Origin of the sequence: Luteolibacter sp. LG18, from assembly GCF_036322585.1 — a bacterium.
In the GTDB taxonomy this organism is placed as follows: Bacteria; Verrucomicrobiota; Verrucomicrobiia; order Verrucomicrobiales; family Akkermansiaceae; genus Luteolibacter.
The window spans coordinates 938,459-952,433 of the sequence record NZ_AP024600.1 but is presented as its reverse complement, the minus strand read 5'-3'; the positions used below and the strand labels follow the sequence as shown (position 1 = coordinate 952,433).

The following is a 13,975-nucleotide window of genomic DNA, read 5'->3' as shown; positions in this document are numbered from 1 at the left end:
CCTCACCGTTTCCGGCGCAGGACCATCAGGAGGCCGCCCAGGCCGCCCAGGAGCGCGCTGGAGGGCTCGGGAATGGTGCCGCCACCATCCGGGGGCAGGCTGACGTAAGCGTCGCTCTGGCCGCCCACGAGGGATTTCACGTGCATGGCGATGCGGAAGTTTTCGTCCGTCGCGGCCTGCTCGAGGTCGGCGAAGGTCACCGTGCCGGAGAAGGTTGCGATGAAGGCCGCGGTTTCGCCGTTGTTGATGCTATTGGCGGTGCTGGTGGCTCCGAAGTCGAAATCGGTGTCGAACAGCCACGGGGCATTGGTCGCTCCCGGGGGATGGTCGGGGGAGATGGAATTCGGGACCGCTCCGCCGGTGTAGCTGACGCCATTGATGATGGTGTAGTCGGCGGGCGTGGTGGAGGTGGCCATGCTGCTGATCAGCGTGATGCTGTCGTTGACATCGAAATACACCTCGTCGATCCGCCCGACGAAGGATGAGCCCTTGCTGATCTGGATCAGGGCTTGGCCTCCACCGATGTCGGTGACGGTGGCGGACAGGTCGCCGGAGATGTCGCTGGAATTCGCGGGTGTCACCAGTTGGAAGGTCATCACGAACGCCTGCGCCAGGGGGGCGGCCATGATGAGGAGTGATGCGGCCAACCAAGCCGGGCGGGTGCGGAAGGAGAGGGTGCCTTCCTGTTGGGGGGTGGTTTTCATAGCCCTAACACCCTGAAGGGTTTGGGGGCTAAATACAATCGGCTGCAACCCGGATTCTCATCTCAGGGTTAACCCTGAGATGTTATCTAATCAGGAGGCCGCGTGCTCCGTCACCACCCACTGGCTGGCGTAGCAGACGAGCCCGGAACCGCTTGCAATACCAAGCTTTTCGCGGAGGTGGGCGCGGTGGGTCTCCACCGTCTTGAGGCTGATGTGGAGACAATTCGCAATCTCCTTGGATTGCATGCCACTGCCTATCAGTTCGAGAATCTCCAGCTCCCGCACGGTCAGTCCGGAAACCTGGGTGGCCGGGGTTTGCGGGGTGGTGCCGCCGGGCGTTAGATGATCCAGCGCCCATTCCGTCATCTCGCGGCTCAGGTAGACCTTTCCGGCCAGCACGCGGTGCATGGCGCGGACGATTTCCTCCATGGACGCGTGCTTTTCCAGATAGCCGCGGGCCCCGGCCTGGAGGGCCTTCGGGGCGACCTGCTGTTCGAGGTGGTGGGAGAAAACCAGCAGCGGCACCGGGCGGGGCAGCTCGCGGAGCTCGCGCAGCAGCTCGAAGACGCTTTCGTGGTCCTGGAAGGCCACCTCGGACACCACCAGATCCACCCCACCGGCACGAATCTTCTCCATCGCCTCCCGTGGGTCCGAGGCCTCGAAGGCGAAGGACAGGGAGGTGCAGGCATCGATGACGAGGCGCAAGCCGGCTCGGACGACCGGTTGGGAATCGATCACCGCAACGCGCATGCGGGGGGGAGCCATATGCGGAAACGGAAAGGGGGGAATACGAGGAGAAGCAGAATGCTTGCCATCATGCAAAAAGTCAAGTTCACGAAATCCGCACATCTCCTTGAGCGTGCGCCCGTGGTAGCTTCCGGTGGGTGCCGGGGAACCCGTATTCGCCGGTGGTTGACCCGCCGGGGGGGCGTTGCTAGCGTCCGCCCCCTTCCCATGAGCGCGGACGCCCCGAATTACAAAGACACGCTGACCCTGCCGCAGACGACTTTCCCGATGCGCGGGGACCTCGTCGAGAACGAGCCGAAGCGTTTGGCCAAATGGGAGGAGTCCGGACTCTACCAGCGGATCATTGCCCGCCGCCAGGAGCAGAAGGCTCCGAAATTCATCCTCCACGACGGCCCGCCGTTCGCGAACGGCGACGTCCACATGGGCACCGCGCTGAACAAGGTGCTGAAGGACCTGGTGGTGAAGTCGAAGACGATGGCGGGCTACGAGGCCCCCTTCATCCCGGGCTGGGACTGCCACGGCCTGCCGATCGAGTTCAAGGTGGTGAAACAGGCCGCCGGGCTGGAGCCCGCGGAAATCCGCCGCCGCTGCACCGAGTTCGCCGAGAAGTTCATCGACATCCAGCGCGGTTCGTTCCGCCGCCTCGGCGTGTTCGGGGACTGGTACAATCCCTACGTCACCATGGCCCCGGGCTATGAGGCGGAGATCCTGCGCGTGTTCGCGAAGCTCGTGGAGAGCGGCAGCGTCTATCAGTCGAAGAAGCCCGTCCAGTGGTCCTACGGCGCGCACACCGCGCTGGCCGAGGCCGAGGTGGAGTACAAGGACAAGGAAAGCCCGGCGATCTTCGTGAAGTTCCCGCTGTCCACGGAGGCCGCGTGCAACCTCGGTGCCGCCGGGGCCTCGATGGTCATCTGGACCACCACCCCGTGGACACTGCCGGCGAACCTCGGCGTGGCCCTGCACCCTGATTTCACCTACATCATCGGCCGTTTCGAGCGCGATGGCCACTCGGAGACGCTCGTCGTCGTCCGCGAGCTGGTGGAGACCTTCGAGCAGAAGACCGGCGTGAAGCTGGTGGAGACGATCAAGGAAGCGAAGGGCCGCGAGTTCGAGAACCTCGAGGCGCACCACCCGTTCCTCGACCGCACTTCGAAGCTGATCCTCGGCCAGTTCGTGACCACCGAGACCGGTTCCGGCGCGGTGCACATCGCCCCCGGCCACGGTGCGGACGACTACGTCGCCGGCCAGCAATACGGTCTGGGCCTGCTTTCGCCGGTCGATGACGACGGCAATTTCACCGTCGAGGTCGGCGTGCCCGAGCTCGTGGGCCAGCACGTCTTCAAGTCGAACGACCGCGTCATCGAGATCCTCGAGGAGAAGGGCGCGCTGCTCGGTCGGGAGAGCTACAAGCACTCCTACCCGCACTGCTGGCGGTCGAAGACCCCGATCATCTTCCGCGCGGTGGAGCAGTTCTTCATCTCGCTGGAAACCCTGCGCGGCGAGGCCCTGAAGGCCATCGACGGCGTCGAGTGGCTGCCCGCGTGGGGCCGCAACCGCATCTACGGCACCGTGGAATCCCGCCCGGACTGGTGCATCTCGCGCCAGCGCACCTGGGGCGTGCCGCTGCCGGTGTTCTTCGATGAGAACAACGTCGCCATCCTTTCCTCCGAGCTCGCCTGCAAGGTCGCCGATCTCGTCGAAAAGGAAGGCACCAATGTCTGGTTCGAGAAGACCGATGCCGAGCTTGCCGAACTGCTGGGCCTCCCGGCGGGCGTGAAGAAGTGCAAGGACACGCTCGACGTGTGGATCGACTCCGGCTGCTCGCACGTGGCAGTGATGGAGAAGCGCCCCGAGCTGCACGCTCCGGCCGACCTTTACCTCGAAGCCACCGACCAGCACCGCGGCTGGTTCCAGAGCTCGCTGATGATGAGCATCGCCTGGCGCAAGGCCGCTCCGTACAAGGCCGTGCTGACCCACGGCTTCGTGGTGGACAAGGACAAGAAGGGCAAGCTCTCCAAGTCCGAGGCCGAGAAGGCCGGCAAGCCGATCGACGCCGCCCACTTCTACAACAAGTACGGCGCGGACATCGTGCGCCTGTGGGTCTCGTCCGTCGACTGGCAGAACGAGGTGCCGTTCAGCGAGGATCTCTTCAAGCAGGTCGCCGAACCCTACCGCCGCCTCCGCAACACGCTGCGCATCCTCCTCGGCAACCTCGACGGTTTCGATCCGAAGGCCGACCGGGTCGCGCCGGAGGAGATGCCGCTGCTGGACCGCTGGATCCTCGAGCGCCTGCACGCCGTGGTCGCCGAGTGCCGCAAGGCGTATGAAGGCTACGAGTTCCGCAAGGTCTTCAACGCGCTCAACCAGTTCTGCACCACCGACCTTTCCGCCGTCTACGTGGATGCGACCAAGGACCGCATGTACTGCGATGCCCCGAAGTCGCTGCGCCGCCGCGCCTCGCAGACCGCGATGTTCGATGTCTTCGTCGCGCTGGCGAAGCTGCTCGCGCCGATCCTCGCCTACACCGCGGACGAGGCGTGGGAGCACGCCGGGTTCTGCGACCAGAGCGTGCACGAGCGCGATTTCCCGGAACCGGACGCGGCCTTCGCGCCCAGCGAGGCCACCGCGTCCGCCGACCGCTTGTTCCAGATCAAGTCGGTCATCCAGACCGCCATCGAGAAGAGCATCCAGGCCAAGGAGTTCACCCGCAACAACGAGGCCGCGGTCGATCTCACGGTGCCCGCCGGCGAGCCGGTGCTGGCGCTGCTGAAGGACCAGGAGCTGGCGAAGGAGTTCTTCATCCTCGCCGGTCTGAACGTCACGGAAGGCGCGGAACTCGCCGCCACCGCCCGCAAGACCGACCTCTGCCTGTGCCCGCGCTGCCGCCGCCACGAGCCGCTGCTCGATAGCGGCCTGTGCGACCGCTGCGATGCCGTGGTTCCCGTGAAGGCCTGACTCCAACGCCCATGCCCTCCCTGAAGAAGCTGCTGCTCCTGGTCACGCTCCCGCTCTACGTCCTCGACCAGTGGACGAAATGGTGGATCGTGGGGAAATTCCCCGAACCGCCGCCGGGGTATCATTCCGTGGAAGAGCATCAAGCGGTGGTGGAGGGGTGGTTCAATCTCGTCCGCGTCCACAACCAAGGGGTGGCTTTCGGGATGGGAAATGGATCCGATTGGGCTCCGGTGGTGTTCCTGTGTGTTCCGCTGCTGGCGATGCTGGTCATCCGGATCTTTTGGAAAAAGGGCGTGTTTGCCACCGGATTGGCCAGGGTTGCGGTGGCTTTGCTGCTCTGCGGCATCTGGGGGAATCTGACGGATCGACTCACTCAAGGCTTTGCCTTGGAGTCGCTTAAAGGGGACTCCTTCTGGCACCGTCTCTCCGCCGGCTATGTGGTCGATTTCATTTCGGTGAAGCTCCCCTACTTCGAGAAGCTTTCTCCTTCGAGCGGAGGTTGGTGGCCGTCCTTCAACGTCGCCGACTCCTGCATCTGCGTGGCAGCCACGCTGCTGTTCATCAGCGGGCTGCGGGAGGAAAAGAAGGCGAAGCAGGCGGAGGCATCGGCCTGACTTGCCAGCGCCGCCCGCCTCCGGCATGCTGGCTGGCGGTGACCGGACTGAAATCCTTTGCATGGGCCCTGTGGCTTCTGGCGTGCCTGGCGGTGGCCCCGTTCGGGCGGGGCCAGATGATGGCTGGCTTTTCGGCCGATGGTCCGCCGCCGCCGCGTCCGGCGTTCAATGTCCAGGACAATGCCGGGCTCTACACCCGCAATCCCGAGGGCCTGCGGGTCATTTCCGACCGGTTGCGGGGGCTGGAACAGCAGCACGGGTTCCACCTCTACGTGGTCACCGAATCGGTGGTGATGGGGGCGACGCCGGTCGATCTCGCGGCGCGCCTCCAGCAAGCCTGGCTGCCGGAGGGAGACGGGGTCGTGCTGGTGTATGAGGTCGATACCCGCGCGTTCGGGATGGGCCGCCCCTACGACTCCGGCAATGTGACCAAACCGGGCAATGGCGCGCGCATTCCCTCGTTCGTGGCCGCCGGGGTGGTGGAGCGGGTCCGGAGCCAATTGGCCTCGGATCAACAGCGGACGCTCGATTCCCAAGCCCTGCTCGATCATTTGACGGGGCTGCTGGTCAACGAGTTCGGCGGCTATCTTGAGGCGAGCCGCGGTTCGGCCATCGATGCGCCCACGGCGCGGATTTTCTGGATCGGAGCAGGGGCCGCCGTGGTGCTGGGCGGGCTGGGCTGGTGGATTGCCCGCCGGGCGCGCCGGGCAGAGGTCGAGCGTCGCCGGACCTACCGGTTCCCGCCGGTGCCGGACCAGCAGCGGCTGGGAGCTCCCTTCGGGGCCATGGTCAGCTCGCGGCCGTTCAGGGGATCGGCTTCGTTGGATCGCCAGTGACACCACTTGGCCCGGAGGGCTCAGCCAGATATTTCCGCACCGGCAAATGGTGCGGCATCAAGGCTGAGAAAAGGTGGACCAGCGGGTAGGTGAGCAAGGCCAGCAGCACTCCCGAAGCGAGGCATCCGAGGAGGAACTCGCCCAAGGGAATCGAGGCTAGTTTTGGGCTCAGCTTGGCGAGGGCTTCCCAGCGGATTTCCCCTTTGGGCACCGGTAGATTGAATGTTCTTTGCAGAAACATTCCCAAGCCAAGTTGAGTGAGACAGATGGGGCCAGCCGTGACGGGATTGCTCAGCCAACAGGCGGCCATCGCAAAGGGAACATTGGCCCGCAGTCGAGTGGCGATCAGGGCGGCAAAAATCGACTGTAGAGGGACGGGTTGGACAGCGAAGAACATGCCCACTGCCAATCCGGTGGCCACCGTGTCCCGGCAGGGTTTCCACAGCCGCCGTTCGAACAGCGGATGGGTCATTTTCCGCCACCATCCACGGTGCCGGAGCTTGGGATGGCGCAGGGCACGGTACATCTTCCGGACCATCCGGAGGTAGCGATGTTTCAATCCCGGTCGCACGGGCGGAACATCCGTCTTCCGTGAAGAGGACGCAACCGCAAATCCCTTGCCGGACCCGGGCAACATCGTCACGGTGCCCCCGCGCATGGAACACTGGCAATCGCTCCTCCTCGGCCTGATCGAAGGCATCACCGAGTTCCTCCCGATCAGCTCCACCGGCCACCTGATCGTCGCGCAGCGGCTGATGGGAATCGGCACCGTTTCCCCCGCTGACAAGGAAGCCGCGGACGCTTTCGCCATCTGCATCCAGGGCGGGGCGATCCTCGCCGTGCTGGGCCTTTACTGGAAACACGTGAAGCAGATGCTCTCCGGACTGATCGGGCGCGATTCCGCGGGGCTGAAGCTGCTGATCAATCTCGTGGTCGGCTTCTTGCCGGCCGCCGTGGTCGGCTTGGTGCTGCACCATTGGATCGAGGAAAAGCTTTTCGGGCTGTGGCCGGTGATCACCTCGTGGGTGGTCGGCGGCGTCGCCATCCTGGCGGCCGTCTGGTGGCGAAAGAAGAACCCGGCCACCGGTAACAAGCGCGAGCTCGGCCAACTTACCTGGCAACTCGCGGTGGTGATCGGCCTGCTCCAGTGCGTGGCGATGTGGCCGGGCACCAGCCGCAGCCTCATGACCATCGCCGGTGGCCTGATGGTCGGCCTCACGGTCCGGGCCGCGGTTGAATACTCCTTTCTCCTCGGGGTGCTCACGCTGACGGCGGCGACCGCCAAGACGGCTCTCGACAAGGCCCACGCCAGCGGTCCGGAGTTCGAACATCATTTCGGCACCGCCAAGCTGATGCTGCACCAGTTCGGCGCGGTGAACCTCGCCATTGGCGGGGTGGCCGCGATGGTGTCCGCCTTCCTCGCCGTGAAATGGCTGGTCGGCTACCTCCAGCGCCACGGGCTGGCGGGTTTCGGCTGGTACCGCATCGCGGCCGGAGTGGCCATCGCGACCCTGATCCTGACGAATACTTTCACGGCCTGACCGGCCGGGTTTCCCCGAAATGAGTGATCCCACGACCTCGGTTTACTCGCCATGGCGGGCGGGGTGGTATGCCGCTCGGGCGAACCTGATTCCGGGGCTGATCCTGCAGGCGGCGGCGATCCTGCTGCTGGTGGCTTACTCCACCAATCCGGCGCTGAGGGAGGTGCTGGCTCATGTCGAGCGCTTGAAGTTGGCGGGCGGCTTCCTCTATTCCGCCACCAGCGCGGCTCTGTTCTGCGGGCTGCTGCCGTGGGTGTTCCGGATGGCGATCCCCTCGCTGCGGCCGCGCTCGCCGGGTTCGGAGCTGGTGTTCGGCATCGCCTGGTGGGCGTTCTCCGGAATCCTGGTGGACGTGTTCTACACCGCCCAGGGGCGCTGGTGGGGGACGGATGTCTCGTTCCGGACCATCGCGGCGAAGATGCTCATCGACATGGGCGTTTACACCCCGCTGTGGGCGGCTCCGGCGAATGCCTTGATCCACCTCTGGAAAGCGCGGGGCTTTCCGTTGAAGGGGAGGATCTTCACCCCCGGCTGGTACCGGCGGATGGTCCTGCCGAATCTGATCCCGAATTGGATGGTGTGGATCCCCGGCGTGGCGGTGGTTTACAGCCTGCCCCCGATGCTCCAGGTGCCGGTGGCGAACCTGATCTGCTGCTTCTGGGCGCTGCTGTGCATCAGCATCGCCGGAGAGGAGACGAAGGAAGGGTGAGCTCGGAGGCGGAGTTCAGCGGCGGTTCAGTCCGAACCGAGGGTGGCGCTTGTCATGTCGGAGCACGAGGAAGCGAATCCTTTGGGCATCTTCCTCGTAGAGAAAATGGTAAGGGAAGGTTTTTGTGGCCACCCGGCGGAGACCTTCGGCGGCGAAGTGAAAGGATTTCGGGTTTTTCAACGCCGCGGCCACCGCATCTTCCGCCTCGGCGAAAAACCGGTCTCCAAGGCGACAACCTCCCTCGGTCTCATAAAACGCCAAGGCGGAGCGGAGATCCGCTTGGATGCGTCGATGAAAAACGACTTCCACGTTTACCTGCCCAAGGCATTCTTGATTTCCTGCCAGGAGCAGCCCACGGACGGATCTTGGTCAAGTTCCTTGGCTCGTCGTCGGGCTTCGGCGATGCCCTCATCGTCATCGGCAAGAACCCTTGGAAGCGAGTTCAGCAGCTCGGCGGCCAATTCCGCCCGGTCGGTATCCGGAAGTTCCATGGCGTGACGCTGAATCTCCTCGAGTTTCATGTCTCCAAATTAGTGGCAGGGGGCTTGCTTGCATACTCCATTCTTCGGGGGAGCCCGCCTGCCCTCGATTCATTACGCATCCATTGAATATCGGTTCTATCGAGAATGGTTTTTTGATTGCCCGGACCGAGGTGGAGGAGTGCACTTGCGGGGATGATTTCCCGCGGCACCCGGACCGGCTTCCTCCTCGCCTTTCTTTTGGCGCTGGTGGTTTCGATGATGTCCGCCACGGTCCGCGCCCAGTCCACGGTGCGGATGCCCCTCGCGGATGGCTTTGATTTCCCGGTGGGGAAACCGAATGGCGCGGGCTACTACATCGCCCGCGGCGTGCGCCTGACCTCGCCCATCCATTTCGGCGAGGACTGGAATGGCCGCAATGGCGGCGACACCGACCTTGGCGATCCGGTTTACAGTTGCGGCGACGGGGTGGTGACCTGGGCCTACAACGTCCACCAGGGCTGGGGAAACGTGGTGCTCATCCGCCACGCCTACCGTGATCCGGCCAGCGGTCAGGTGAAGTTCTGCGACTCCCTCTACGGCCACCTCAATGAGATCATGGTGAAGGTCGGCCAGCAGGTGAAGCGCGGCACCCAGGTGGGCACCATCGGCAGCAATTTCGGGATGTATCCGGCGCACCTTCATTTCGAGATCCGCCACAACATCAGCACCGGCATGCAGCGGGAATCCGTGAACCGGGATTGGGTGAACTGGGCGGTGCCGAGCGATTTCATCAACAAGTACCGCCGCCTGAACCGCGAGTGGGGCCAGGTGGCCGTGCCGACCGGCACCTACACCGAGTATCAGGGCTTCAAGGGACTCTGAGATGGCGATTCGTGCCCGACAGAGCACCCTGAGTTCGCTACTGGTGGTCGTGGCCGCGGTCTGCCTGTGGGGCTGGGACCAGTGGCAGAAAGCCCATCCGTCCGTCGACACCGCGGGGCACCGGAAATCGTCCGCGGAGGAATCCGCGCCGCCGAGCCCGGGGAAGGGCTCGGAGCGAGCGGGCCGCTACGAGGTCTACCGCGGCTGCACCTTGGCGAAGGAGAAGCACAACGACGGTGACAGCTTCGAGGTGAGTTTGCCGGGCGGCCGCACCGACATCTTCCGGCTCTATTTCGTCGATACGCCGGAGAGCGAGTTCCGCACCTACCGCGGCGGCGAGGACAATTACACCCGCATCAAGCAGCAGGCGGAGTACTTCGGCGGCATCACCTCCGAGCAGGCGGTCGAGATCGGTCGCCGGGCGAAGGAGTTCACCCTGCCGCTGTTGGCGAAGCGTCCGTTCACGATCTACACGGTCTGGGACAGCCCGTTCAATGACCAGCGCTACCACGCCTTCATCGAGGTGGAGGACGGCGGCAAGTCCCGCTGGTTGGACGAGCTGCTGGTGGAGCGTGGTTTCTGCCGGGTCTTCACGAAAGGCGCGGAGATGCCGGACGGCACGCCGATGGCCCGGCGGAAGGATCAACTCCGCGCCATGGAGCGGGAGGCGAAGGGCCGTCGTGCCGGGGCTTGGGGATTGCGTTGAGCGCCGTGGCCCGGTTGAGTCCGGGCGTGTCCGCACTGATCGAGTCTTCCCGCCGTTTGGCCGCCGCCCTGCATGGGGCGTCGTTCTCCGCTCCGGTGTCCCACGTTTACAACCCGCTGGAGTACGCCCGTGAGCCGCACGAGGCCTACCTGACGAAATACGGGAAGGGGAAGAAGCGCGTGCTGTTCCTCGGCATGAACCCGGGGCCCTTTGGCATGGCCCAGACCGGCGTGCCCTTCGGCGAGATCGCGGCGGTTCGCGATTGGATGGGCATTCAGACCCCGGTCGGCAAGCCGGTGCCGGAGCATCCGAAGCGTCCGGTGGAGGGCTTCGCGTGCCCGAAGTCGGAAGTCAGCGGACGCCGCCTGTGGGGGCTGTTCGCGGAGCGCTTTGGGAAGGCGGAGAGCTTCTTCAAGGAGCACTTCGTGGCGAACTACTGCCCGCTGGTGTGGATGAGCGCCACCGGTGCCAACCTCACACCGGACAAGCTGTCGTCCGCCGAAATGGAGTCCGTGGAAACGGCCTGCCTGGATCACCTCGCGGAGGTCATCGCCATCCTCAAGCCCGAGTGGCTGATCGGCGTGGGAGCCTTTGCCGAGGAACGCCTGCGCCGCGCGTCCACGCAGGCGGGTGGCACGTTCCAGATTGGCCGCGTGCTGCATCCCTCGCCAGCCTCGCCCGCCGCCAACCGCGGTTGGTCGGAGGCCGCCACCAAGCAACTGGTGGCGCAGGGCGTGTGGGAATCGTGATCCCCGTACAAAAGCAGAGCCGGGCGATTATCTGATCTCCACTCCTCTCTTATCATCGAGATTTCGTGTTTTTGATGAGACCGATTTCGTCCGACTCTTGGAAGCACGGTCGCCCGGATTCCGGTTCGCGCAACTGCTTTTGCGGAACAATTAGAGTGTTCGGCGGACCAGCGGAAGAACGACTGCGGCTGTCGTACAAAAAGTGAGCCGGGCGACATCATCCAAATCGGGGAGAGCTCCTGATGAACTCTGAATGCCAACCCGATCCAATCGTCCGGCTCTGACTGACAGTCGCTCCGGTTGCCGGAATCTCAACCGGTTTTTCGCGCCGCGGGCGACCTCGGTACAAAAGGAGAGCCGGGCGATTTTCTTGATCTCCACTCCTCCCCTGTAAGCCTGTGGGATTCGTGTTTTGATAGACCAGTTCGTCCGACTCTTGGAAAAAAAGTCGACCGGAAACCGGATTCCGCAACGGCTTTCCGCGAACTATTAGGCTGTTCAGCGGAGCAGTGGAGATCGTGGCTACGGTGACTATCGTACAAAAGGAGAGCCGGGCGATTCCTCTGATCTTCACTCCTCCGACAAACCTGAGTTGCGGATTCGTGTTTTGATAAGACCAGTTCGTCCGGCTCTTGGAAACATGGTCGCGCGGAAATGACTCCGCGCAACCGGTTTCTGGAATCTCTTCCGCTGTTCAGCGGAGCAGGTTCCAGGAGCTGACCAGTGCCTTCAAGCCGGCCATCTCGATGGAGGGATCGACACCGCAGCCCCAGACGATGCGGCCATCGTCATGCTGCACCTGGACGTAGGCGGCGGCGTTCGCGTCCGACCCACCGCGCACGGCGTGGGAGCGGTAGTCGGTCACCTTGAAGTCCTTCAGGCCGATGCTTTCCAGCGCGTGGACGAAGGCGTTGATCGGGCCGTTGCCGACGCCCTTGATCTGCTTTTCATCCCCGTCCAGGCGCACCACGGCGCTGCATTCCACCTGGCCGCGGGACTCGATGTGGTGGACCAGCTCGTAGTCCACCAGCACCAGCGGCGAGGTCAGGTTGGTGAAGCGCAGGTAGAAGGCGTCGCGGATCTCGTCCGGCGTCAGCTCGCGGCCCAGTTGGTCGGCCAGGTCGTAGACATACTTGCCGACCTGCGGGTGCATGGTCTTCGGCAGGTCCAGGCCGTGCTCGCGATCGAGGATGTAGGCGATGCCACCCTTTCCGGACTGCGAATTGATGCGGATGATGGCCTCATAGGAACGGCCGATGTCCTGTGGATCGATGGTCAGGTAGGGCACGCCCCAGGGGGTGGCCGGGTCGGCGGCGGTTTCCTTCTCGCGGCGGTCCAGGCCTTTCTTGATGGCGTCCTGGTGGGAGCCGGAGAAGGCGGTGAAGACCAGCTCGCCGGCGTAGGGCTGGCGCTCGGAGACGATCATCTTGGTGATGCGCTCGTACACCGCGCGGATCGCGGGCAGGTCGGAGAAATCCAGGCCGGTCTCGATGCCGTGGCCGTTCATGTTCAGCGCCACGTTCACGATGTCCAGGTTGCCGGTGCGCTCGCCGTTGCCGAAGAGCGTGCCTTCCACGCGGTCCGCGCCGGCCATCAGGCCCAGCTCGGTGGCGGCGGTGCCGGTGCCGCGGTCGTTGTGGGTGTGCAGGGAGACGATGACCGATTCGCGGCGGTTCAGGTGGCGGATCATCCACTCGATCATGTCGGCGTGGATGTTCGGTGTGGTCCACTGGACGGTGTCCGGCAGGTTGACGATCATCTTTTTCTCCGGGGTGGGCTGCCAGACCTCGATGACGGCGTTGCAGATCTCGGCGGCGAAATCGAGTTCGGTGTCGGAGAAGGACTCCGGCGAGTATTGCAGGATCACCTCGGTCTGCGGGATGGTCGGGACCAGCTCCTTGACCAGCTTCGCACCGTCCACGGCCAGCTTCTTGATGTCCTCGCGGGAGGCATCGCTGAAGGTCACGCGGCGTTGCAGCGGCGAGGTCGAGTTGTAGATGTGGACGATCGCGCGTTTCGCCCCGGCGATGGCGTCGAACGAGCGGCGGATCAGGTGCTCGCGGGTCTGCACCAGGATCTGGATGGTCACGTCCTCCGGGATGCGGTCCTCCTCGATCAGGCGGCGCAGGAAATTGAACTCGGTGTCCGCGGCGGACGGGAATCCGACCTCGATCTGCTTGAAGCCGATCCGGCACAGCAGGTCGAAGAACTCGAGCTTCTCCTCCACCGACATCGGCTGCGGGAGCGCCTGATTGCCGTCGCGCAGGTCGACGGAACACCAGATCGGCGCCGTGGTGATGGTCTGGTCCGGCCAGGTGCGGTCAGGCAGCCGGACGGGCGGGAAAGGTCGATACTTGGAAATCGCGGTGGGATTCATGGAAAATGAAAATGGGAAAACGGATGGGAATTCGTGCCGGGTGGCGGAAAGAAGATCCGGCCCGCGAACAAATGCGGGACGACGGATGACCAATGGAGATAAGAGGGTAAAGTTCAGCGGGAGGCCAACCCTAGAAGGAGGTGGCCGAGCAGAAGGAGCTCGCTGGACTTGATGGTCACGGGCGGAAGTTGGGGGATCGGAATGGGGCTGTCAAGCCGCCCCGAGCGGGATTCTCGAAGTGGCAGGCGGTCCGAACTTGATCGGAATCCGCCGGTGCCTACGCTCCGCCGCGTGTTCCAGATCGTCTTCAACGAAATCAGCGCGGCCGAAATCTCCCAGCTCGGCACGCTCGAACAGCTTGAGCTGCTCGATGAGTTCAAGGTTTCCGAAAAGGACCTGGAGAACATGGATGGCGAGCGCTTCGGCAAGATCGAGCGCGACGGCAAGACGCTCTACCGGTTCCGTTCGAAGGATTACCGCTTCTATTTCGAGGTGAAGGAGGGCGCGGTGATCGTCCACCGGGTGCTGCACCGCGGCACGCTCTCCGACTTCCTCTTCCGCTCGAAGATGCCGGTGGGCGAGGACGAGGAGCTGGCGAAGTCCAAGCACTTCTGGAAGCTGATCGACGAGGGCCGCAACGCGAAGCGGGTCTGAGCGAGGCTCAGTTTTTCCTTCCGTCAATCAGAGGCGGTCG

15 protein-coding genes are annotated in these 13,975 nt (G+C 64.1%); 9 read left to right on the top strand and 6 right to left on the bottom strand.

The window, feature by feature from the left end:
• Positions 1-2: 2 nt before the first annotated feature.
• Both llg_RS04015 and llg_RS04010 read right to left on the bottom strand, forming a co-directional pair.
• Positions 3-704, bottom strand: coding sequence for a PEP-CTERM sorting domain-containing protein (locus llg_RS04015; protein WP_338288241.1), 702 nt, complete (start codon positions 702-704; stop codon positions 3-5).
• Between the two features lie 90 nt (positions 705-794).
• A complete protein-coding gene (locus tag llg_RS04010; protein ID WP_338288240.1) occupies positions 795-1,469 on the bottom strand; it encodes a response regulator transcription factor in 675 nt (224 codons plus the stop codon).
• 189 nt (positions 1,470-1,658) lie between these two features.
• Between llg_RS04010 and ileS the strand changes: the two genes are divergently transcribed.
• From ileS to llg_RS03995, 3 genes are read left to right on the top strand one after another with little or no spacing between them, the layout of a single operon-like run.
• Positions 1,659-4,406, top strand: coding sequence for an isoleucine--tRNA ligase (ileS, locus tag llg_RS04005; RefSeq protein ID WP_338288239.1), 2,748 nt, complete (start codon positions 1,659-1,661; stop codon positions 4,404-4,406).
• An 11-nt stretch (positions 4,407-4,417) separates the two neighbouring features.
• A complete protein-coding gene (locus llg_RS04000; RefSeq protein ID WP_338288238.1) occupies positions 4,418-5,020 on the top strand; it encodes a signal peptidase II in 603 nt (200 codons plus the stop codon).
• Positions 5,021-5,058: 38 nt separating this feature from the next.
• On the top strand, positions 5,059-5,856 hold the full coding sequence (locus tag llg_RS03995) for a TPM domain-containing protein (protein WP_338288237.1): 798 nt from the start codon (positions 5,059-5,061) through the stop codon (positions 5,854-5,856).
• On the opposite strand, the gene llg_RS03990 is transcribed toward llg_RS03995, so the two are convergent.
• A complete protein-coding gene (locus llg_RS03990; RefSeq protein WP_338288236.1) occupies positions 5,825-6,328 on the bottom strand; it encodes a DUF2062 domain-containing protein in 504 nt (167 codons plus the stop codon). The two genes, llg_RS03995 and llg_RS03990, sit on opposite strands and share 32 nt — an antisense overlap.
• Positions 6,329-6,473: 145 nt before the next feature.
• Here llg_RS03990 and llg_RS03985 point away from each other — a divergent pair, with 145 nt between their 5' ends.
• Positions 6,474-7,397, top strand: coding sequence for an undecaprenyl-diphosphate phosphatase (locus llg_RS03985; protein ID WP_338288235.1), 924 nt, complete (start codon positions 6,474-6,476; stop codon positions 7,395-7,397).
• 19 nt (positions 7,398-7,416) lie between these two features.
• Positions 7,417-8,106, top strand: a complete 690-nt coding sequence (locus llg_RS03980; RefSeq protein ID WP_338288234.1) for an Mpv17/PMP22 family protein — start codon at positions 7,417-7,419, stop codon at positions 8,104-8,106.
• A gap of 15 nt (positions 8,107-8,121) precedes the next feature.
• Here llg_RS03980 and llg_RS03975 read toward each other — a convergent pair whose 3' ends face one another.
• Positions 8,122-8,415 carry a hypothetical protein gene (locus llg_RS03975; protein WP_338288233.1) on the bottom strand — a complete coding sequence of 98 codons (294 nt, stop codon included), beginning with the start codon at positions 8,413-8,415 and terminating at the stop codon, positions 8,122-8,124.
• A 2-nt stretch (positions 8,416-8,417) separates the two neighbouring features.
• On the bottom strand, positions 8,418-8,627 hold the full coding sequence (locus llg_RS03970; protein WP_338288232.1) for an addiction module protein: 210 nt from the start codon (positions 8,625-8,627) through the stop codon (positions 8,418-8,420).
• Between the two features lie 153 nt (positions 8,628-8,780).
• Here llg_RS03970 and llg_RS03965 point away from each other — a divergent pair, with 153 nt between their 5' ends.
• Genes llg_RS03965 through llg_RS03955 form a run of 3 tightly spaced genes read left to right on the top strand, consistent with a single transcriptional unit; the run spans position 8,781 to position 10,904 of the window.
• A complete protein-coding gene (locus tag llg_RS03965; protein ID WP_338288231.1) occupies positions 8,781-9,449 on the top strand; it encodes a M23 family metallopeptidase in 669 nt (222 codons plus the stop codon).
• A 1-nt stretch (position 9,450) separates the two neighbouring features.
• Positions 9,451-10,155 (top strand): hypothetical protein, encoded by a 705-nt coding sequence (locus tag llg_RS03960; RefSeq protein ID WP_338288230.1) that lies wholly within the window; start codon positions 9,451-9,453, stop codon positions 10,153-10,155.
• A gap of 26 nt (positions 10,156-10,181) precedes the next feature.
• Complete coding sequence (locus llg_RS03955) at positions 10,182-10,904, top strand: uracil-DNA glycosylase family protein (RefSeq protein WP_338288229.1); 723 nt, start codon at positions 10,182-10,184, stop codon at positions 10,902-10,904.
• A gap of 694 nt (positions 10,905-11,598) precedes the next feature.
• On the opposite strand, the gene leuA is transcribed toward llg_RS03955, so the two are convergent.
• On the bottom strand, positions 11,599-13,281 hold the full coding sequence (gene leuA, locus llg_RS03950) for a 2-isopropylmalate synthase (RefSeq protein ID WP_338288228.1): 1,683 nt from the start codon (positions 13,279-13,281) through the stop codon (positions 11,599-11,601).
• A 273-nt stretch (positions 13,282-13,554) separates the two neighbouring features.
• On the opposite strand from leuA, the gene llg_RS03945 reads away from it, so the two are divergent.
• Positions 13,555-13,935: a hypothetical protein gene (locus llg_RS03945; protein ID WP_338288226.1), complete on the top strand. Its 381-nt coding sequence runs from the start codon at positions 13,555-13,557 to the stop codon at positions 13,933-13,935.
• The last annotated feature ends 40 nt before the right edge of the window (positions 13,936-13,975 follow it).